The sequence below is a fragment of the Arsenophonus nasoniae genome, from assembly GCF_004768525.1.
GTDB classification, from domain to species: Bacteria; Pseudomonadota; Gammaproteobacteria; order Enterobacterales; family Enterobacteriaceae; genus Arsenophonus; species Arsenophonus nasoniae.
This window is the reverse complement of the sequence record NZ_CP038613.1, coordinates 3,803,433-3,825,115: the sequence shown is the minus strand read 5'-3', so window position 1 is coordinate 3,825,115 and position 21,683 is coordinate 3,803,433. Positions and strand designations below refer to the sequence as shown.

Genomic DNA, 21,683 nt, shown 5'->3' with positions numbered 1-21,683 from the left:
TTGTTACACTGGGTTTAGGAGGAAGTGGCTAAAACCGCTTCCTCGCAGGTTTAACTCCGACAGGAGCCATTCCGTGAAAGACTTATTAAAGTTTCTGAAAGCACAGACTAAAACCGAAGAGTTTGATGCGATCAAGATTGCTCTGGCCTCTCCAGATATGATCCGTTCATGGTCATTTGGTGAAGTGAAAAAGCCAGAAACGATTAACTACCGAACGTTCAAGCCTGAACGTGATGGTCTTTTCTGTGCACGTATTTTCGGGCCAGTTAAAGATTATGAATGTTTGTGTGGTAAATACAAACGATTAAAACACCGAGGTGTGATTTGTGAGAAATGTGGTGTTGAGGTCACTCAGACTAAAGTACGTCGTGAGCGTATGGGGCATATTGAGTTGGCTTCACCGACAGCACATATCTGGTTCTTAAAATCATTACCATCACGAATTGGCTTGTTGCTTGATATGCCTTTGCGTGATATTGAGCGGGTGCTCTATTTCGAATCCTATGTTGTGGTCGAAGGGGGTATGACAAGCTTAGAACGTGGACAGATCTTGACTGAAGAGCAATATCTTGATGCTTTAGAAGAGTTTGGTGATGAATTTGACGCCAAAATGGGCGCGGAAGCGATCCAATCTTTGCTAAAAAATCTTGATTTGGAGCAAGAGTGTGAAGTATTGCGTGAAGAGTTAAATACAACTAACTCTGAAACTAAACGTAAAAAATTAACTAAGCGTATCAAACTACTAGAAGCGTTTATTCAGTCTGGTAATAAGCCTAAGTGGATGATTCTGAATGTATTACCGGTATTACCGCCGGATTTGCGTCCGCTTGTTCCGCTAGATGGCGGCCGCTTTGCTACTTCTGATTTAAATGATTTATATCGTCGCGTTATTAACCGTAATAATCGCTTAAAGCGTCTATTGGATTTGGCGGCGCCTGATATCATTGTACGTAATGAAAAACGCATGCTGCAAGAAGCAGTTGACGCATTGCTAGATAATGGTCGTCGTGGACGAGCGATTACTGGTTCGAATAAACGTCCATTGAAATCTTTGGCCGATATGATCAAAGGTAAGCAAGGGCGTTTCCGCCAGAACTTACTCGGTAAGCGAGTTGATTATTCAGGCCGTTCCGTTATCACGGTAGGTCCTTATCTTCGCTTGCACCAATGTGGTTTGCCTAAGAGAATGGCATTAGAATTATTTAAGCCATTTATTTATGGTAAATTGGAATTACGTGGATTAGCGACAACGATCAAAGCGGCTAAGAAGATGGTTGAGCGTGAAGAAGCCGTTGTGTGGGATATTCTCGATGAAGTGATTCGTGAACATCCAGTTATGCTAAACCGCGCGCCAACACTGCATCGTCTCGGGATCCAGGCATTTGAGCCTATTCTGATTGAGGGTAAAGCCATTCAGTTACACCCATTAGTGTGTGCTGCTTATAACGCTGACTTTGACGGTGACCAGATGGCTGTTCACGTCCCGCTGACTTTAGAAGCACAGTTAGAAGCACGAGCCTTAATGATGTCGACAAATAATATTTTGTCGCCAGCCAGTGGTGAACCTATCATTGTACCTTCTCAAGACGTGGTGCTTGGTTTGTACTATATGACACGTGATTGTGTAAATGCTGAAGGTGAAGGCATGGTATTGTCTGGACCGAAAGAAGCTGAGCGGGTTTATCGTGCAGGCTTAGCATCCTTACATGCTCGCGTTAAAGTACGTATTACAGAAGAAGTGCGTGATGGTGAAGGTAATGTTGAGACTGGAACTCAGTTAGTTGATACCACTATTGGTCGTGCTATCTTATGGATGATCGTACCAAAAGGTCTGCCATACTCATTGGTTAATCAGCCGTTGGGTAAAAAAGCAATTTCTAAAATGCTTAATACTTGTTACCGCGTTTTAGGCTTAAAACCAACGGTTATCTTTGCTGACCAGATCATGTACACCGGTTTTGCTTATGCAGCTCGTTCTGGTGCTTCTGTTGGTATTGACGATATGGTGATACCGGAGAAGAAAGCCAGCATCATTGCTGAAGCTGAAGCTGAGGTTGCTGAAATTCAAGAACAGTTCCAGTCGGGCTTAGTTACTGCGGGCGAACGTTATAACAAAGTTATTGACATTTGGGCTGCGGCTAATGAGCGCGTCGCAAAAGCGATGATGGAAAATTTATCCACTGAAACCGTTGTTAATCGCGATGGCCAAGATGAGCAACAAGTTTCGTTCAACAGTATCTTTATGATGGCTGACTCAGGTGCGCGTGGTTCTGCGGCACAGATCCGGCAGTTAGCAGGTATGCGTGGTTTGATGGCGAAGCCGGATGGTTCGATTATTGAGACACCAATCACAGCTAACTTCCGTGAAGGTCTGAACGTATTGCAATACTTCATTTCAACGCACGGTGCACGTAAAGGTCTAGCCGATACAGCCTTGAAGACAGCAAACTCAGGTTATTTAACCCGTCGTTTAGTTGATGTTGCACAAGATCTGGTTGTCACTGAGGATGATTGTGGTACTCACGGTGGTATTTTAATGACACCGGTTATTGAAGGTGGTGATGTTAAAGAACCTTTACGTGAACGTGTCTTGGGCCGCGTCACAGCGGAAGATATATTAGTACCTGGTACAGCTGATATTTTAATACCACGTAACACCTTATTAAGCGAAAAATGGTGTGACGAACTAGAAGCCAATTCTGTTGATAGCGTAAAAGTGCGTTCTGTTGTAAGTTGTGAAACTGATTTCGGTGTTTGTGCGAAATGTTATGGACGTGATTTAGCGCGTGGCCATATCATCAATAAAGGTGAAGCAGTTGGTGTTATTGCAGCTCAATCAATCGGTGAGCCTGGCACACAGTTGACAATGCGTACATTCCACATTGGTGGCGCGGCATCACGTGCTGCTGCGGAATCGAGTATTCAGGTACGTAACAAAGGTAATATCAAACTGGTTAATGCCAAGTTTGTAAAAAATTCTGAAGGTCACTTAGTTATCACTTCTCGTAATACAGAATTGCGCGTAGTAGATGAATTTGGTCGAACTAAAGAAAGCTATAAAGTACCTTATGGCGCACACCTTAATAAAGGTGATGGTGACGGTGTTAATGGTGGTGAAACCGCTGCGAACTGGGATCCACATACCATGCCAGTTATCAGTGAAGTTGCGGGTATTATTCGTTTCTCTGATATGGCAGATGGACAATCTATTATACGTCAGACAGACGAACTAACGGGTTTATCATCAATTGTTGTGCTTGATACAGCTGAGCGTACTGCGGGTAGTAAAGATTTACGTCCTGCATTGCGTGTTGTTGATGCGAAAGGCAATGATGTATTAATTCCGGGTACTGACATGCCAGCGCAATATTTCTTGCCTGGTAAAGCGATTGTTCAATTGGATGATGGTGCGGCGATTAATATTGGTGATACCTTAGCGCGTATTCCACAAGAATCGGGTGGTACCAAGGATATTACGGGTGGTTTACCACGGGTTGCAGATCTTTTCGAAGCGCGTCGACCAAAAGAACCGGCTATTCTGGCTGAAATTAGTGGTATTATTTCTTTTGGTAAAGAAACTAAAGGTAAACGTCGCTTAGTAATCACACCGACAGATGGTGGTGATGCATACGAAGAGATGATCCCTAAATGGCGTCAGCTTAATGTCTTTGAAGGTGAGCGTGTTGAGCGTGGTGATGTGATTTCTGATGGTCCGGAATCACCGCATGATATTTTACGTTTGCGTGGAGCGCATGCTGTTGCTCGTTATATCACGAACGAAGTCCAAGAAGTTTATCGTCTACAAGGCGTTAAAATTAACGATAAACATATTGAAGTTATCGTTCGGCAGATGTTACGTAAGGTGACAATTGCTGATGCTGGTAGCTCTGAATTCTTGGAAGGTGAACAAGTAGAGTATGCTCGCGTTAAAGTAGCGAACCGCAAATTAGAGCAAGAAGGTAAAGTGCCTGCGACCTTTAGTCGTGATCTGCTAGGTATTACCAAAGCGTCTCTGGCGACAGAGTCCTTTATCTCAGCAGCGTCATTCCAGGAAACAACCCGAGTGCTTACTGAAGCGGCGGTTGCTGGAAAACGTGATGAACTTCGTGGTTTGAAGGAGAACGTCATTGTTGGCCGTCTAATTCCTGCCGGTACAGGCTATGCCTATCACCAAGATCGGATGCGTCGCCGTCACATGGTTAATGAACCGATTGAGTCATCACAAGTTAGTGCTGATGAGGCAACGGCGAATTTGGCAGAATTGCTAAATGCGGGTTTTGGTAACCAAGACCACGAATAATGCAGCTTGATCTGAAAAAAATGCCCTCATAACGAGGGCATTTTTATAGCTATATTATGGAGAATATTAAATTAATGATACGCTGCCGTTATATTACTTTATATACATTAAGTATTTTTATTTCTTTTTTTCTCAGTTTTCCACTTTATGCGGAAAACAGCATGGTTCCCTTGTTAGAAAAGCGTCTTAATGCTGAGTTCAGTAAACCAATGAAAGTTAACCAAGATAGTGTGATTTATGCAGTTGTAGGAGGAAAAATACGGCAAGCTGGTTGGTTATTGAAAAACTCGGTTTTACTTATGCAACCCGCGAAAAATAATTTTTACCGTTTTCATTTTGGCAATAGTGAGGGTTATATTACTCAGCAACAAGCTTCTGAGGCAAAAAAAATCAGTTTCCTGCTGATAGTTTAAAACAATTAGATAAGCCAGTTTATGACTATTTAGTGACGACAAAACAAACAACTATCTATGAAGATGCAGATGAAAAAAGCAAGATTATTGGTTTTCTTTCCGCTAATTTACGTTCCCCAGTCCTGAATCGAATAGCGAAGAATGTTAAGCACAACTCATCATCCCTGAACTCTTGGTTTATTATTGATCTTGGTGGCAGACTGGCTTTTATTGATGGTCAGGATGTTTCATTAGATAAAGGGATCCCAATTCTGACTTATCATCATTTACTGCCTGATAATGAAAATAAATTATTTCGTCATACCTCAACTACCACCTCGGTAGCTGCCTTTAAAGCACAAATGGATTACTTAAAACAAGCAGATTATCAGACAATTACGTTAGATGAAGTTGATGGTTATTTAAAGAAAAAAATTAATTTACCGGGTAAGGTAGTCAGTATAACCTTTGATGATGGTTTAAAATCAGTTTATCGCTATGCCTATCCTATCTTAAAAGCTCATGGTCAGGTGGCAACGCTATTCGTTATCTCCTCACGTATTAAATTTCATTGTCACCGATCATGCAAAACTGATCCACTAACGATCATCTAAAACTGATCCACTTGGTATTATTCGCACATTTTTGTACGGATAATTTATGTTAACCAAGGAGATATTTGTGGATATTCATGTTCGCTTTGCACAAGGACAAAGCCTTCGAAAAATTGCCAGTGAGTTGGGTATATCCCGTAACACCGTAAAACATCATTTACAACAACAGACAATGCCAACTTATGCTAAAAGAAGTCAACAACCGACTAAATTATCCCCCTTTAAACCTTATTTGCTTCAGCGAATTGAACTGGCTAAACCTGATTGGATCCTGCAACAGTCTTATTTGATGAGGTAGTTGAAAACGGCTATCAAGGTGGTATTGCTCAATTACGCCGATTTGTTTGTCAATTTAAACCAAGCATTGTTCCCGAAGTAGTCGTCCGTTTTGAAACACAGCCAGGTCAACAAATGCAAATCGACTTCACCAGCATCCGGCGAGGTAAAAAATCGCTGAAAGCGTTTGTTGCAACGCTAGGCTATTCGCGTGCGAGTTATGTAAAGTTCTTTGATAATGAACGAGCAGAATCGTGGCAGCAAGGTTTAAGAGAAGCTTTCGACTACTTTGGTGGTGTACCACAGGAAGTATTGTGTGATAACGCAAAATCCTCATCATCGAACGGGATGCTTATGCAGAAGGTGATCATAAATTACATGTCGAAATGCTTCAAATGTCGAAAGATTACGGGTTTAAATTGAAGGCTTGCAAGCCCTACAGGGCAAAACGAAAGGGAAAGTAGAGCGCTTTAACCACTATTTAAAAACAGCTTTATCGTGCCATTAAACACCGACCTTCGTGCTCATAATCTTGAACTGGATATTGAAATAGCTAATGCAAAAGTGGGTCCATGGTTACAACGCGTTGCCCATCAGCGAATTCATGGAACAACGTTAGAGAAGCCAGCAGATAGATTAGCTAAGGAAGTTAAGTCTCTTCTACCCTTACCAGCAAGGGTTTGCCAATCTATCCCACAGACTAATACGCTTAATATCCCTATCGTACCGCCCCTTGAATCTGTCAGTTTGCAACACTCAATCAGCGTATACGAAGCATTACTGGGAGGTGAACATGTTATTGCATGAACAAATTGAACACCTGTGTGAGTCATTGAAATTAAATTCTATTCCGACTCATTGGTCATCACTTGCCGAAAATGCATTGCCCAAGACAAAAGCTACGGAGAGTTTTACTGTCCCTGTTAAAATGTGAGCAACAACAACGAGATGAACGAACTCGTAATCTTTTGAGTCGGATGGCAGGATTCCCAGCACATAAAGAACTTAATACGTTCGATTTTAAGTTTGCAACGGGGATCCCAAACAACACATACAGGAATTAAGCGCATTAACGTTTATTGAACGTAATGAAAATGTCGTGTTGCTTGGCCCAAGCGGTGTAGGCAAAACGAATTTAGCTATTGGGTTAGGATTAAAAGCAGTACAGGCCAAGAAGAAAACCCGCTTTACCACGGCAGCTGAACTGATGTTGCAACTCTCAACTGCCAAACGACAAAATAAGCTCAAACAATATCTATCACGTTCGGTGATGGCCACGAAGTTGTTGATTATCGATGAGATTGGATACCTGCCGTTTGGGCGAGAAGAAGCAAACCTGTTTTCAATGTGATTGCCAAGCGTTATGAGCATGGCAGTGTCATATTGACGAGTAACCTATCATTTGGGCAATGGCCAAGTGCTTTTGCTGATGACGCAACATTAACTGCCGCTATGCTTGATCGTTTACTTCATCATTCGCATGTACTGCAATTAAGCGGTGAAAGCTACCGATTGAAAGATAAGCGGCGCTCAGGAGCAATAACTGAGTAAAACAGTGGATCAATTTTGATTGATCGGATTTAGATAAAAAGTGGATCAGTTTTCGGTGATCGTTGACACATGATCAAAAGTGGGATCCGCATGGTTTACAATTTATGAGTAGACATGAGTTGAAAGACAGTCGTGATGTTTTTGATATTCAATCTCACTCCCATTTTCTGCATCGATTAGATAATAAAAACCAACCGATTATTTTTAGCCGTTCTTATCGTACGGTAAAGCTTGATTTTAGCCGTTCCCGGCGTGAATTAGCACCGTTTAATCCCTTTCAACGTTACTTAGCCTATCCTTTTGGTGCATATAATAAACAAGTAATGGATGCAGCCGAGGCTTCGGGTATGACTTTGGCATTGACGACTATTCAAGGTAAAGTGAAACTGGGTGATAATCCTTATGCCTTAAAACGGTTATATGCATTGCGCAATGATCCAATAGAAAAATTTGCGCAAATGGTGGGTAATGGAGAGCAACAAGTTATTAATAAAGATATTATTATTGATCAATAAAGACGAGTTATTAAGCTAGTACTGAAAGTTAGACCGTAAATAGACATATGTTATTCTATTTGGCAGGTTGGAGGAAACTAATTAAAAAATTAACAGCTTGATTCAGTAAAGCGATTATCACCACCGATTAAGGTGGTGTTTTATTAACGTCCTAAATGGTTATCCCAATCTTTCCAAACAGGTTGAAGTCCAGCATTGAGCATGATTTGGGCGATGGTTTCTGCACTGCGGTTATCATAGGTAGCAAATTGTTCCAACGCTTGATGATTGTCAGCATAACCACCGGGTTGGGTTCTTGAACCCGCGCTAAGGTTATTGATAACCAGCGGAATAATATTATCACGAAAAAAAGGGGATTCGCGGGTGGATAATGAAAGCTCTACTTCAGGTGCCAATAAACGGAAAGCGCAAATTAATTGCACTAATTCTGCTTCGTGAATGGTAGATGCAGGCTGAATACCACCGATACAGGCGCGTATTCGTGGGAAAGAAATAGAATAGCGGCTTTTCCAATATTTTTTCTGCAGATAAAATAGATGGCTTGCCACTAGATAATAGTCAACCCGCCAATTATTGGATAAGCCGATTAGTGCCCCTAAGCCAATTTTATCAATACCGGCCTGACCTAGGCGATCCGGTGTTTCTAGCCGCCAAAAAAAATCTTGTTTTTTTCCACGTAAATGGTGTTGCTGATAAGTTGGTTGATGATAAGTTTCCTGGTATACCAGTACACCATCTAAGCCAATTTTTTTCAGCTCCCTATATTCTGCTATTGTTAATGGTTGAACCTCCATTAATAGCGAACTAAAATATTGTCTAATTAATGGCATATGTTGGCGAAAATAGCTCATTCCCACTTTGCTTGGATGTTCACCGGTCACAAGCAATAAATTATTGTATCCAATGGAACGTATCGCCTCGCATTCTGCCATAATCTCTGTTTCGTTAAGTGTTTTTCGTTTGATCGGATTGTGCATAGAAAAACCACAATAAGTACAATCATTAGCGCATAGATTAGACAGATAAAGTGGCACATAAAGGCTAACAGTATTACCAAAACGCTGACGGGTTAATTTTTGCGCTTTTTGAGCAATAACTTCCAAATAAGGATAGGCCGCGGGTGAAATGAGAGCCATAAAATCCTTCAATGACAATCTATCTGAGCAAATGGCTTTTTCAACCTCTTGAGCCGATTTACTGTTAATTTGTATCGCCAGTTGATGCCAATCAAGTTGCTGGTAAATTTCAGTAAAAGCCGTCATTATTGAAATACCTCAAGGAATTGTGTCAAAGGGCTGGAAGGTGCGGCTTGATGGTGTTGCGCTGCAAGTCCGGCAGCTTGTACTATATCACCGGCTTCAGTGGCAATACGAAAGGCGTGTGCCATGGCAACAGGATCATTAGCAACAGCAATAGCAGTATTTACCAGTACAGCGTCGGCGCCTATCTCTAACGCGGCTAATGCATGACTGGGCGCCCCAAGTCCTGCATCGACAACAACAGGGATCGAGGCTTGCTCAATAATGATTTGTAGAAAATCATAGGTAATTAATCCTTTATTGGTACCAATAGGTGCACCAAGAGGCATCACAGCAGCGCAACCAACCTCCTCTAAATGTCGGCATAAAACTGGATCGGCATTACAATAAGGTAAAACAATAAAATCTTCTTTTACCAACAATTCAGCCGCTTTTAACGTCTCAATCGGGTCGGGTAATAAATATTTTGTATCTGGGTGGATCTCAAGTTTTATCCAGTTGGTAGCTAATGCATCACGAGCTAGGCGAGCAGCAAATAAAGCTTGTTGTGCATTTTTAGCACCCGAAGTATTCGGTAATAATTTGACGCCGATTTTTTGTAATGGCAGCAAAATGTCATCATTTTTATTAATTAAATCAACTCGTTTCATCGCTATGGTGACTAATTGACTGCCGGAAGCTTGAATGGCTTGAGTCATCAATGATGAATTAGCAAATTTTCCACTACCCATAAATAAACGAGATTGAAAAACGGTATCAGCAATTTTTAACATAAATTAGCCTCCGGCAATCGCCTGGAATAACAGGATGTTATCTTGATGGTTAATATAGTGATGATTCCAATTTTCACGCGGAATAATGATCTGATTAATTGCTAGTGCAATACCTAACGAATTAAGTTTCAGATAATCAAATAACTGGATAATCGTGATCGAACTGTTAATTTCGATTAGTCGATCATTTAGCATAATGTGCATATTTATCTCCCGCTTCCACAAACTAAACAGCTTTTCGCTTTGCTAAGTTGCAAGGTATGCCAGCTATGTTGTTTACCATCGAATAATTTCAGTTTCCCACTGAGTGAGGAAGGTAAATTGACTAATAATTTAATCGCTTCTAAGGCTTGCAGTGTACCGATAACTCCAACCACCGGCCCTAAAACTCCGGCCGTGCGACAGTTGCGATAAGGTTCATTCATGTCAGGATAAAGACAAGCGTAGCAACCTTGTCTATAGGGAGGTTCAAGAACTAACAATTGACCATTGAAACCTAACGCACTGCCACTAATGAGTGTCTTTTTTTCCGCCACACACACCGCATTAATTGCCTGGCGAGTTGACATATTATCAGTACAATCCAATATCAAATCGGTATTGCGAACCAGCGTTTGCAGGGAATGATAGTTTTGTTTTTTGGCAAATGTTTTCACTATGGTTTGTGGATTGAGCTGATTAAGTTGTTTTGCTGCTAATGTGACTTTAGACTGCGAAATATCTTGCGTATGGTAAAGAATTTGTCGCTGTAGATTTGAAATATGCAGTTTATCATTATCGGCCAACCAGAGTTCGCCGACCCCGGCAGCAGCTAAATAAAGTGCTGCTGGTGAACCTAGTCCGCCCAATCCCACAATAAGCACTTTGCTTGTTGTTAATTTTTGTTGGCCTTGATAACCGATTTCTTCAAGTAATAGTTGGCGGCTATAGCGCATAAAAATAGCATCATTAAGCATGGATTATTTCCTTACCTTCGATCAAATGTAATAGCTGAGTAACAACTTTGTACCAGCTAGGCGATTTTGTGATCGCACTAACCATGGCAATACCTCCTACGCCCGTTGCAAGCACTGCCGGAACGCGTGCTAAAGAGATACCGCCTATAGCAATAGTTGGGTAATCTGGTGTGGCATTTACTTGCTGTTTTAGGCTGATTAATCCTTGCGGTGAGGAAGACATTAATTTTGTGCGAGTAGGAAAAATATGGCCTAATGCAATATAAGAGGGTCTTAACTGCTTTGCCCTGGCGAGTTCTTGTTGATTATGCGTTGAAATCCCTAAGCGCAAGCCCGCTTTTTTTAGGCGATTTAGATCAGCGAAATTAATATCCTCTTGCCCTAAATGGACGCCGTAGGCACCATATTTTATAGCTAATTGCCAATAATCATTAATAAAAAGGCGAGCTTGATATCGCTGGCTTAGCATAATCGCCTGCTTAATATCTGCTTCAAGGTTGTTGGCTAATGGATCTTTGATCCTTAATTGAACAGTGGTAACGCCGACGTTTAACAAACGCTTTATCCACTCGACAGAATCAACGACTGGATACAGACCAAGTTTTTGTTCTGTCGATGCAAACGCGTGCTCAGACCATTTTGTCATCGGAAATCGTCTCCATGCTGTGGTATAGCTCACTGCCCTGGGCGCGAAATGTTGCCGATATGTGTGCCATTTGTGCGGCATGTTCACGGACTTCTTGCGAAATTTTCATGGAGCAAAATTTAGGGCCACACATTGAGCAAAAATGGGCCACTTTACCCGCTGCTTGTGGCAGTGTTTCATCATGGTAGGCACGGGCGGTTTCAGGATCGAGAGCGAGATTAAATTGATCTTGCCAGCGGAACTCAAATCGTGCTTTGGATAAGGCGTTATCTCGAATTTGCGCCCCAGGATGGCCTTTGGCGAGATCAGCGGCATGAGCGGCAATTTTATAGGTAATCAGTCCTTGTTTGACATCTTCTTTATTAGGTAAGCCTAAATGTTCTTTTGGCGTAACATAACAGAGCATGGCACAACCAAACCAACCAATTAAAGCCGCACCGATACCAGAGGTAAAATGATCATAACCTGGCGCGATATCGGTGGTTAAAGGCCCTAAAGTATAGAATGGCGCTTCATGACAATGGGTTAATTCTTCCGTCATATTACGGCGGATCATTTGCATTGGGATATGACCAGGGCCTTCAATCATAACTTGAACATCATATTGCCAGGCTATCTTAGTTAATTCGCCTAATGTATATAATTCAGCAAATTGCGCTTCATCATTGGCGTCTTGTAAAGAGCCAGGTCGTAATCCATCGCCAAGGGACAAAGAGACATCATAAGCGGCACAGATTGCACAGATTTCCTCAAAATGGCTATACAAAAAGTTTTCCTGATGATGGGACAAACACCATTTCGCCATAATTGAGCCACCGCGAGAAACAATACCGGTCAATCGATTGGCGGTCATTGGCACATAACGTAATAAAACACCGGCATGGATAGTAAAATAATCTACACCTTGTTCGGCTTGCTCAAGAAGGGTGTCGCGAAATATTTCCCAGCTCAAATTTTCTGCAACGCCATTAACTTTTTCCAATGCTTGGTAGATTGGCACTGTACCAATAGGAACAGGGCTATTACGCAACAGCCATTCTCTCGTTTCATGGATGTAACGGCCGGTCGATAAATCCATTACAGTATCGGCTCCCCAATGTGTCGCCCAGATTAGTTTTTCAATTTCTTCTTCAATCGATGAAGTTACGGAGGAATTGCCGATATTAGCATTGACTTTCACCAAAAAATTTCGACCAATAATCATTGGCTCGGATTCAGGATGGTTAATATTGGCTGGAATAATGGCACGTCCAGCAGCAACTTCTTGTCGAACAAATTCAGGGGTAATGTTGTTTGGCAGAGTAGCATTAAAGCTTTGACCAGGATGTTGTTGAGTTAATATTGTACTATTGATACGCTCCCGTCCCATATTTTCGCGGATCGCAATAAATTCCATTTCAGGTGTGATTATCCCTTGACGAGCATAGTGCAATTGCGTGACTCTTTTGCCGATTTTGGCCCTTAATGGTTGTAGGCGGTAATTGAAACGTAGATGATTCAATCCAACATCAGCGAGTCGTTGTTGGGTAAAATAAGAGCTTGGTTTTTTAACTGGCTCAGTATCATTGCGATCGGAAATCCAATGTTGGCGGCATTTTTTTAAACCTACTTTAATATCCACAGTGATATTAGGATCGCCATAGGCACCTGAAGTATCATAAACAGGTATTGCCTCATTCTCTTCAAATAAAGGATTATCTTTTGTACCACCAACCAAAGTCGGTGAAAGTTGAATTTCACGCATAGGAACTTGGGTATTATAGTGATAACCTGTTAAATAGATCCGTTTTGAGTGGGGAAAACTGATATTTTGTAGGTTATCGAGAAAACGTTGTGCCGCTTCTCGTTGTGTTTTTCGTGGGGAAGTGGTATTTGTTTTAACGCCAATATCACTGGTTGCAATAATATTCTTAGACATAGCAAATTCCTAAAATCATTACAAAGAGTTCACATAAAAGAGATAAATTGTATTGAGAAATTGCTTGTCTGGAGCTCGGTGAGAGTAATAGTATAATAATTGCGCTACTTACTTTTGATAAGTCAAAATCGCAGGTTGATTACTCTTGTTCCCTTCGCAGGTATTAGCCTGATCAGGTTCCGCGGATCCCGAATTAACGGTCTCAGCCTGTAGATAATGTTGAACCTACTAGGCACTCCGACAAGATAATGCCAGTATATAAGAGAGATAATGAAAACTTCAATGGTTAACTTCTTCATCAAATAGCCGTTAACCAGAATAGTTACTCGATATTGATGAAAATGGGTTAGCCTATATTCACTGGGATCAAGCAAGACATACATTTAAAATTCACTAATCAATAAGATATAGAAGAACTGAGTTATATGATTAGAAAACAATTAACTGGAACAGAAACAGGTTGGTGGGTTGTTAGTTCTGGTGGTCGAATTTGGTTACCAAAGGGTGATTTACCGAAAGGTTCAGCTCAATTTTGGTTACTAATAGGAAAAGAAGCACTCGCTATTGGTGAATGGCAAGCGGAAACGATTTGGTTAATTATGGCAAAATCACCTACGGATATGTGTTCACCGCGACGCCTTGCCAGCCAAGATGAGGGGCTATTTAAACTGGTTGGACGTGGTATTCAACTGGCAGAATTTTATCGTTCGCACCATTATTGTGGCTATTGCGGCAACAAAATGACAACCAGCTTAACCGAATGGGCCTGCTTGTGTGGTCATTGTCATGAGCGCTATTATCCGCAAATTGCACCTTGTATTATTGTTGCTATTCGGCGTGCTGATCATATCTTATTAGCACAACATCGGCGCCATAAAAAAAAGCCAATATTTACTGTATTAGCAGGATTTGTTGAACTAGGTGAAACAATTGAAGAAGCGGTTAAAAGGGAGGTAAAAGAAGAAAGTAATATTGAGATTAGCAACATTCGTTATATTGCTTCCCAACCATGGCCTTTTCCTCATTCATTAATGATAGGTTTTCTAGCTGATTATGCGAGTGGTGAAATACAGGCTAATCCTGATGAGTTAATTAGTGCGGACTGGTATCATCATAATAAATTACCGCTAATACCGCCTCCTGATACCATTGCTCGCCGTTTGATTGAAGATACACTGGCTTTATGTCGACAAGAGAATAATGACTTATATAAATAACAGTATTAATCACGCTATAACTAAGTTGTTGCGCATCTAGGCAACAATAAAAAGGCAAATATACGATGATAATGGCAATTTCTCATTGCCATCTAATGGAGCTAATAATGTCTGCATTAACAAATGATCGCTACTTACGTGCGCTATTACGGCAACCTGTTGATACAACTCCGGTATGGATGATGCGCCAGGCAGGTCGTTATTTACCTGAATATCGAAAAATTCGTGAGCAAGCTGGTGATTTTCTTTCACTATGCAAAAATACCGAGTTAGCCTGTGAAGTGACATTACAACCTCTACATCGTTTTCCATTAGATGCGGCGATTCTTTTTTCAGATATTCTTACTATTCCTGATGCGATGGGGTTAGGTCTCTATTTTTCAGTAGGAGAAGGACCTAGGTTTCAGCGTCCTATTGGTTGTTTAGCTGATATAGAGAAACTGCCAATTCCTGATCCAGAACAAGAATTAGTTTACGTAATGAATGCAATACGTGCTATTCGCAAAGCGTTACAAGGCAAAGTGCCATTAATCGGTTTTTCTGGTAGTCCATGGACATTGGCAACTTATATGGTCGAAGGAGGAAGTAGTAAGGCGTTTACCCGTATTAAGAAGCTGATGTATACAGAGCCAAAAACGTTACATTTATTATTGGATAAATTGACGCAAAGTGTCATTCTCTATCTCAATGCTCAGATACGGGCAGGAGCTCAATCAGTGATGATTTTTGATACTTGGGGTGGTGTATTAACTGGGCGTGATTATCATCAATTTTCTTTACATTACATGCATCAGATTATTGATTCGCTATTGCGAGAACATGAAGGCCGTAAAGTTCCAGTAACATTATTTACTAAAGGTGGTGGTCAATGGTTAGAAGCAATGGCTGCGACCGGTTGTGACGCGTTAGGTATTGACTGGATGACAGATATTAAAGAGGCTCGCTCTCGTGTAGGAGATAAGGTGGCTTTACAGGGAAATATGGAACCTTCTATATTGTATGCATCAAAAGAACGTATTGAGCTTGAAGTTAAAACCATTTTAAAGCAATTTGGTCAAGGAAGTGGCCATGTATTTAATTTAGGTCATGGTATCCATCAGGACATTCCACCTGAACATGTTAAAAATTTTATTAATTCAGTACACAAATTATCAGAACAATATCATCAATAATTAAGGTTTATCCAAAGAAAGAAAATGCCAATAAATAATAATTGTTATATTTTTTTATTGTTTATTAAATCCAAATTGAATATTTACAATTATTTAAATATATTTTTTTATATTTTGTGTTATAAAACAAATAATAAAATATATTTATATAAATTTTTTTAAGTAAAAATAAATATGATTGATACCCAATTATTACGTCAGGAACAGACCATAAAAGCAAAACAAATTATTCTTACGGATAATTTTGCTATTCCTAATCTTATTGCTGGTGCTGATGTTGGATTTGAAGAAAAAGGTAGTGTAACCCGAGCCGCAATGGTTGTTATGCATTGGCCTTCACTCGCTATTGTTGAATATCATATTGCTCGTATACCGACTGAATTCCCTTATATTCCAGGCTTACTCTCTTTTCGGGAGTATCCTGCACTATTGGCTGTTTGGGAAAAACTGCAACATAAGCCTGATCTTATTATGATTGATGGCCAAGGAATTGCCCATCCTCGTCGTTTTGGTGTTGCGAGTCATTTGGGTCTTTTATTAGATATCCCAACGATTGGTATAGCAAAAAAACGTCTATGTGGTCACCATGAGGCTTTAGATGAAAGAGTAGGAAGCAGCCAACCATTGAATGATAATAATGAACAAATTGGTTGGGTATTTCGTAGTAAAAAAAGATGTAAACCACTTTATATCTCACCTGGGCATAAAATCAGTTTAAACGCTTCACTATTATGGGTTAAGCATTGTATTAAAGGTTATCGTTTACCTGAACCTACTCGTTGGGCTGATGGAATCGCTTCTAATAGAGCGTTTTTTAATCGAACGAAACAGAATTTAGCATAATTAAAGTTAAAATATGTGGAACCTATTGATTTTCAGGTAAACTTCAGCGTAAAACGTAAGTGAGTAGAAATTTGATGTTAAGAAACCCCATTCATTTGAGGTTGGCAAAATTAAATAGTTGGCAGCATATTACTTTCATGGCTTGTTTATGTGAGCGTATGTATCCTAATTATCAATTATTTTGTAAACAAACGAGCTTTTTAAATCCAATACGTTATCGTATTATTTTAGATTTAATCTGGGAATCGCTGATTATTAAAGATAGTAAAATTGATTTTGATAATCAGTTGGAAAAATTAGAGGAAATTATTCCCGTTGCAAATAATTTTGATATTTACGGGGTCCATCCTGCTATTGATGCATGTATCGCTTTAAGTGAAATAATTCATTCTTACTTAAGTGGGGAAACATTAGACGGTGCTATTGAAGTAAGTAAAATTTCGATTCGAACTATCGCAATGTTTGAGATGACTCGGACAGGTAAAGAGATGTCTGATGAGGAACTGAAAGAATTGCTTACCATTGAAGAAGAATGGGATATTCAATGGGAGATATACCGTTTACTTACCGCTTGTGAAGAGCGGGATGTAGCGCTGATTAAAGGATTAAAATCCGACCTCCGTGAAGTAGGGATCAGCAATATTGGCATTAAGGTTACCTAATTTCCGTTCATAGTGTTTAAAAACGTGATTTGGTACCATAAATGCTGACTTTTAACGCTTCACATTCGCCCATACTATGTTCTACAGTGAAGGCGGAGAGGAGTGCTTTCGGGACGTATATTAAGAATTAATAAGTTCTACATATCCAACGTACTCGATGCTATGCAAATGATAAACACACTGTGTAAGGATAACTTATGAATAAGACTGTAAATGAGACCATGAAAAAGGGTGATGTAGTTCAATATGTCATGCAAAAAGCAAACCTGAATAAGACTCAAGCTAAAAATGCGTTAGAAGCACTCATCGAATGTATTACAGATGCACTGAAAGAAGGTGAGCAAGTTCAGTTCGTTGGTTTTGGTACTTTTAGGACTAATCATCGAGCAGCGCGTATTGGTCGTAATCCTAAAACAGGTGCAGAACTCAAAATTGAAGCGGCTAACGTACCAGTATTTGTTGCTGGAAAATCACTGAAAGAAGCAGTTAAGTAATTCAGTTGCCAAATAGAATATTCAGAGGGGGTATTAAACCCCTTTTATTGATTGGGCGTATCCTCATTTTACTTGGCGCTATTTCACTACTTGGCGCTTGCACCAGTCAATCTAAAATTCCCGAATTTAGCGCTAGTGGATTTATTTCCGATGCCGGCGTCGTTCGGCTATGGCGGTTAAATGATCAAAACAGTAACCCGCAGGTAATCGTTGCTGTATATAGTCCTTACCAAGGAAAAAATACGACCATTACTTTTTTTGAATATCGTCAAGGTAAACTTTGGCAAATTCGACATCAATCTTTTGACAATAAAAATAAAGAACAACAGCAGCTAAGATTTGATCAAAATGACCATGTTATTTTTATGCAGCGCAAAGTAAATGATAACAAAGTTTCTCTAACTGAGGATGATATAGTTCGCTGGCGCTTTGAATCAGACCGTTTAATTGAGCTCAGCACCACACTTATTGCTGGTAATGTTCATCTCTACCAAGGGTATTGGCGTGAAGGAGAAATTATAACTTGTAGCGGTGAAAAACGTGATGTATCGTTTACTGCTCAGGCCGAAAATCGGTTGCTGCGAAGAGCGAAGACGAGTTTAGGTGACTTAGCGATTGCTTGGTTAGAAGCGCCACAAGGCAACGAGTTATTGCTCGTTGCCAATGAGAATTTCTGTCTGTGGGCACCAACAAAAGACAAACTTTAACGGTTTTATTTTAAACGAGCCAATGCACGATAACCGATATCATCCCGATAGAAACAACCCGCCCAAGATATTTTTTCTGCTTGCTGATAAGCAGTTTTTTGTGCATCAAGAATTGTATTGCCAAGGGCGGTAACACAAAGTACACGGCCACCGGCCGTGATAACTTGATTTTGCTTTAACTCTGTCCCGGCATGAAAAATTTTGCATGATGCTGATGGTTTATCAGTAATTCCGTGAATAATATCACCCTTGCGATAATTAGCTGGATAACCTTCAGCGGCCATAACAATACCTAAGGCAGGGCGTTCATCCCAAGATGATATTTTACCCGCTAACTCTCCTTTTGCGCCGGCCAGACAAAGTGCTACCAGATCGGATTGTAAACGCATCATAATGGGTTGGGTTTCTGGATCACCAAAACGACAATTAAATTCAATAACTTTCGGGTTTCCCAGTTTATCTATCATTAATCCTGCATATAGAAAGCCTTGATATCGCCGACCTTCAAGCATCATACCTTGTACTGTAGGATAAATAATTTGATCCATTACACGCTGATGAATAATGTCTGTGACAACAGGAGCCGGAGAATATGCGCCCATGCCACCTGTATTTGGTCCGCTATCATTATTACCGACACGTTTATGATCTTGGCTTGTTGCCATGGGAATGACATTTTCACCATCAACCATTACAATAAAACTGGCTTCTTCGCCGTCAAGAAATTCCTCAATAACAATACGATGACCTGCCTGGCCAAAGGTGTTACCGGCAAGCATGTCTTGAACAGCATTTTTTGCTTCTTCTAAGGTCATAGCAACAACGACGCCTTTACCCGCGGCTAGCCCATCCGCTTTAATAACAATCGGGGCACCTATTTTGTCTAAGTAGGCTAGAGCCGGTTCAACCTCAGTAAAATTCTGGTAAGCGGCGGTTGGAATATGATGGCGAGTAAGAAAATCTTTCGTAAAAGCTTTAGAGCCTTCTAATTGTGCTGCATTTTGACTGGGACCAAAGATCGTTAAACCAGCATCTTGAAAAGCATCAACAACGCCGAGAATTAAGGGGATTTCTGGTCCAACGATCGTTAAACCAATATTATTATTTTTGGCAAAATCGACTAACCCTGCAATATCGGTTACTGAAATATTAATATTGGTTAGTTTTTTTTCTAGAGCAGTGCCGGCATTACCGGGTGCCACATAAACCTTGTCAGCGAGAGGTGATTGTGCTGCTTTCCATGCTAAAGTATGCTCACGACCACCATTGCCAATAATTAAAATATTCATGTCATTGCTCTCTAGATTAGTGGCGGAAATGGCGCATATCAGTAAAAATCATCGCGATATCATGTTCATTAGCTGCGGCAATGATTTCATCGTCACGAATTGAACCACCTGGTTGGATAACACAGGTTATGCCAGCTGTAGCGGCGGCATCAATACCATCTCGAAATGGAAAGAAAGCATCAGATGCCATTGCACATCCTACAAGATCCAAACTTTCATCCTGCGCTTTTAATGCTGCGATTTTTGCTGAATAAACACGGCTCATTTGTCCAGCACCAATACCAATTGTCATATTATTTTTGGCATAAACAATCGCATTGGATTTTACAAATTTTGCCACTTGCCAACAAAACAGCGCATTTTCTATCTCTTGTTCACTTGGCTGACGTTTGGAAACGACACGCAGCGAAGCTTTGGTAATTATGCCTAGATCGCGATCTTGCACCAGTAAACCGCCATTTACGCGTTTGAAATCTAAACTTGCAACAGCAAAATGCCATTGACCACATGCTAGAACACGCACATTCGGCTTGCTTGCAAGTATTGTTAAGGCAGCGTCATTAACAGCGGGGGCAATAATGACTTCAACAAATTGGCGCTCAATAATAGTTTTAGCCGTATTTGCATCTAATTCACGATTAAATGCAATAATACCACCAAATGCAGAGGTTGGATCAGTCTTAAAAGCATGATCGTAAGCGGTACAGATATCGGTACTAATTGCAACGCCGCAAGGATTCGCGTGTTTGACTATGACACAAGCAGGTTTGGTAAAACTTTTTACGCACTCCAAGGCTGCATCAGTATCAGCAATATTATTATAAGAAAGCGATTTGCCTTGTAGCTGTCTTGCTGTAGAGATAGAGGCCTCGACTCTATTTTCTTCTATATAAAAAGCAGCAGCTTGATGACTATTTTCGCCGTAACGCATATCCTGCTGCTTAATAAAATTCAGGTTTAATGTACGAGGAAATTTACCTGAAGGCTGGTTGAGCTCGCCATAATAAGAAGGTACTAACTTACCAAAATAGTTAGCAATCATTCCATCATAAGCTGCAGTATGTTCAAAAGCTTTAACTGCCAAGTCAAAGCGAAACATATCAGTTAGCGAATTTTGATGATTATCCATCTCTTCGATGATCTTGGAATAATCCTGACTATTAACCACAATAGCGACATCTTTATGATTTTTGGCGGCCGAACGGATCATGGTTGGCCCACCAATATCAATGTTCTCAATGGCATTTTCCAGCGTACAATCTGGCTTTGCAACCGTTTCAGCAAAAGGGTAAAGATTAACAACAACCATATCAATTGGCGTAATATGATGTTGTCGCATTATTTCATCATCTTGCCCGCGCCGACCGAGAATACCGCCATGTACTTTTGGATGAAGTGTCTTGACGCGGCCGGCCATCATTTCTGGCCATCCTGTATAATCGGAAACCTCTATAACAGTTAATCCGGCCGCTAGCAATAATTTAGCTGTACCGCCGGTAGAGATAAGTTCAACTTTACGTTGAGATAAAGCTTTGGCAAATTCAACAATATCTTCTTTGTCAGAAACACTCAGTAGAGCACGCTGAATAGGGCGGAGTTGTGGCATGAAATAGATCCCTTGGAATAATAAAATGTTTTAACACATTGATTAAATTTTATGGCTATTTGCAATTACAAATGATATTCGAGAATAACGGCTTTTAATTAAATATTTTTTGTTGCAAACTCAATTGTAACGCAAACGTTTGCGTATTTCGCTAAATTTTTTATCATTTTATTTTTGTGGATAACTCTGTTAATAATTCGGTATAATATAACGCTTTGCTGTTTAATTGATCAAATAAACAAAATTATGCAAAATAAGCTTGCTAGCCGCGTAAAACTCCCTATAATGCGCCCCCACTGAGTCAGTATAGAACCAATCACTTGAAGTGGATTTTAGCGACGCAGGGTAAAGAAAAGTAGAAATAACTACTTGACTTTACAGGTGAAAAGCGTAGTATACGCCCCCTCGCGACTCCAGTCGCACGCTCTTTAACAATTAATCAGACAATCTGTGTGGGCACTCGCAAGACATCATCAAAAACTATTTGAAGATT

General features: G+C 40.4%; 17 protein-coding genes, 3 pseudogenes and 1 riboswitch. Of the genes and pseudogenes, 12 read left to right on the top strand and 8 right to left on the bottom strand.

Annotated elements, in window-relative coordinates:
- Positions 1-73 precede the first annotated feature (73 nt).
- From rpoC to ArsFIN_RS19290, 6 genes and pseudogenes are all read left to right on the top strand, one after another.
- Entirely contained in the window at positions 74-4,300 is a 4,227-nt protein-coding gene (gene rpoC, locus ArsFIN_RS19315) for a DNA-directed RNA polymerase subunit beta' (protein WP_026823569.1), read from the top strand.
- Positions 4,301-4,356: 56 nt separating this feature from the next.
- A complete protein-coding gene (locus ArsFIN_RS19310; protein WP_135678133.1) occupies positions 4,357-4,713 on the top strand; it encodes a hypothetical protein in 357 nt (118 codons plus the stop codon).
- Positions 4,714-4,745: 32 nt separating this feature from the next.
- Positions 4,746-5,306, top strand: coding sequence for a polysaccharide deacetylase family protein (locus ArsFIN_RS19305; protein ID WP_051297112.1), 561 nt, complete (start codon positions 4,746-4,748; stop codon positions 5,304-5,306).
- A 46-nt stretch (positions 5,307-5,352) separates the two neighbouring features.
- Positions 5,353-6,389, top strand: a pseudogene (istA, locus tag ArsFIN_RS19300) (IS21 family transposase).
- A pseudogene (istB, locus tag ArsFIN_RS19295) lies at positions 6,376-7,133 on the top strand (IS21-like element helper ATPase IstB). Before istA ends, istB begins: the two co-directional pseudogenes overlap by 14 nt.
- A 74-nt stretch (positions 7,134-7,207) precedes the next feature.
- A pseudogene (locus ArsFIN_RS19290) lies at positions 7,208-7,648 on the top strand (polysaccharide deacetylase family protein); the annotation flags it as partial.
- 143 nt (positions 7,649-7,791) lie between these two features.
- Here the strand turns inward: ArsFIN_RS19290 and thiH are convergent.
- The 6 genes from thiH to thiC are packed head-to-tail and all read right to left on the bottom strand — an operon-like array spanning position 7,792 to position 13,200.
- Positions 7,792-8,910, bottom strand: a complete 1,119-nt coding sequence (thiH, locus tag ArsFIN_RS19285; protein WP_026823518.1) for a 2-iminoacetate synthase ThiH — start codon at positions 8,908-8,910, stop codon at positions 7,792-7,794.
- A complete protein-coding gene (locus ArsFIN_RS19280) occupies positions 8,910-9,680 on the bottom strand; it encodes a thiazole synthase (RefSeq protein ID WP_026823517.1) in 771 nt (256 codons plus the stop codon). Before ArsFIN_RS19280 ends, thiH begins: the two co-directional genes overlap by 1 nt.
- A 3-nt stretch (positions 9,681-9,683) precedes the next feature.
- Complete coding sequence (thiS, locus tag ArsFIN_RS19275) at positions 9,684-9,884, bottom strand: sulfur carrier protein ThiS (protein WP_026823516.1); 201 nt, start codon at positions 9,882-9,884, stop codon at positions 9,684-9,686.
- A gap of 2 nt (positions 9,885-9,886) precedes the next feature.
- Positions 9,887-10,636 (bottom strand): HesA/MoeB/ThiF family protein, encoded by a 750-nt coding sequence (locus tag ArsFIN_RS19270; RefSeq protein ID WP_026823515.1) that lies wholly within the window; start codon positions 10,634-10,636, stop codon positions 9,887-9,889.
- Positions 10,629-11,282 (bottom strand): thiamine phosphate synthase, encoded by a 654-nt coding sequence (gene thiE / locus ArsFIN_RS19265; RefSeq protein WP_026823514.1) that lies wholly within the window; start codon positions 11,280-11,282, stop codon positions 10,629-10,631. The genes ArsFIN_RS19270 and thiE overlap by 8 nt, the downstream gene beginning before the upstream one ends.
- The gene (gene thiC / locus ArsFIN_RS19260) at positions 11,266-13,200 is read right to left on the bottom strand and encodes a phosphomethylpyrimidine synthase ThiC (protein WP_026823513.1); all 1,935 of its coding nucleotides are present in this window, start codon (positions 13,198-13,200) and stop codon (positions 11,266-11,268) included. Before thiC ends, thiE begins: the two co-directional genes overlap by 17 nt.
- Positions 13,201-13,332: 132 nt before the next feature.
- Positions 13,333-13,450: riboswitch (TPP riboswitch) on the bottom strand.
- Positions 13,451-13,625: 175 nt separating this feature from the next.
- Between thiC and nudC the strand changes: the two genes are divergently transcribed.
- From nudC to ArsFIN_RS19230, 6 genes are all read left to right on the top strand, one after another.
- Positions 13,626-14,417, top strand: a complete 792-nt coding sequence (gene nudC / locus ArsFIN_RS19255) for an NAD(+) diphosphatase (RefSeq protein WP_026823512.1) — start codon at positions 13,626-13,628, stop codon at positions 14,415-14,417.
- A gap of 107 nt (positions 14,418-14,524) precedes the next feature.
- Positions 14,525-15,589, top strand: a complete 1,065-nt coding sequence (gene hemE / locus ArsFIN_RS19250) for a uroporphyrinogen decarboxylase (protein ID WP_026823511.1) — start codon at positions 14,525-14,527, stop codon at positions 15,587-15,589.
- A gap of 174 nt (positions 15,590-15,763) precedes the next feature.
- Positions 15,764-16,432: a deoxyribonuclease V gene (nfi, locus tag ArsFIN_RS19245; RefSeq protein ID WP_026823510.1), complete on the top strand. Its 669-nt coding sequence runs from the start codon at positions 15,764-15,766 to the stop codon at positions 16,430-16,432.
- A gap of 74 nt (positions 16,433-16,506) precedes the next feature.
- Positions 16,507-17,094 carry a YjaG family protein gene (locus ArsFIN_RS19240; RefSeq protein ID WP_026823509.1) on the top strand — a complete coding sequence of 196 codons (588 nt, stop codon included), beginning with the start codon at positions 16,507-16,509 and terminating at the stop codon, positions 17,092-17,094.
- A 221-nt stretch (positions 17,095-17,315) separates the two neighbouring features.
- Complete coding sequence (locus ArsFIN_RS19235; protein ID WP_026823508.1) at positions 17,316-17,588, top strand: HU family DNA-binding protein; 273 nt, start codon at positions 17,316-17,318, stop codon at positions 17,586-17,588.
- Positions 17,589-17,593: 5 nt separating this feature from the next.
- A complete protein-coding gene (locus ArsFIN_RS19230; protein ID WP_246067296.1) occupies positions 17,594-18,295 on the top strand; it encodes a DUF1481 domain-containing protein in 702 nt (233 codons plus the stop codon).
- Between the two features lie 5 nt (positions 18,296-18,300).
- On the opposite strand, the gene purD is transcribed toward ArsFIN_RS19230, so the two are convergent.
- On the bottom strand, positions 18,301-19,584 hold the full coding sequence (purD, locus tag ArsFIN_RS19225) for a phosphoribosylamine--glycine ligase (protein ID WP_026823506.1): 1,284 nt from the start codon (positions 19,582-19,584) through the stop codon (positions 18,301-18,303).
- 16 nt (positions 19,585-19,600) lie between these two features.
- Positions 19,601-21,190, bottom strand: a complete 1,590-nt coding sequence (purH, locus tag ArsFIN_RS19220) for a bifunctional phosphoribosylaminoimidazolecarboxamide formyltransferase/IMP cyclohydrolase (RefSeq protein ID WP_026823505.1) — start codon at positions 21,188-21,190, stop codon at positions 19,601-19,603.
- Positions 21,191-21,683 lie beyond the last annotated feature (493 nt).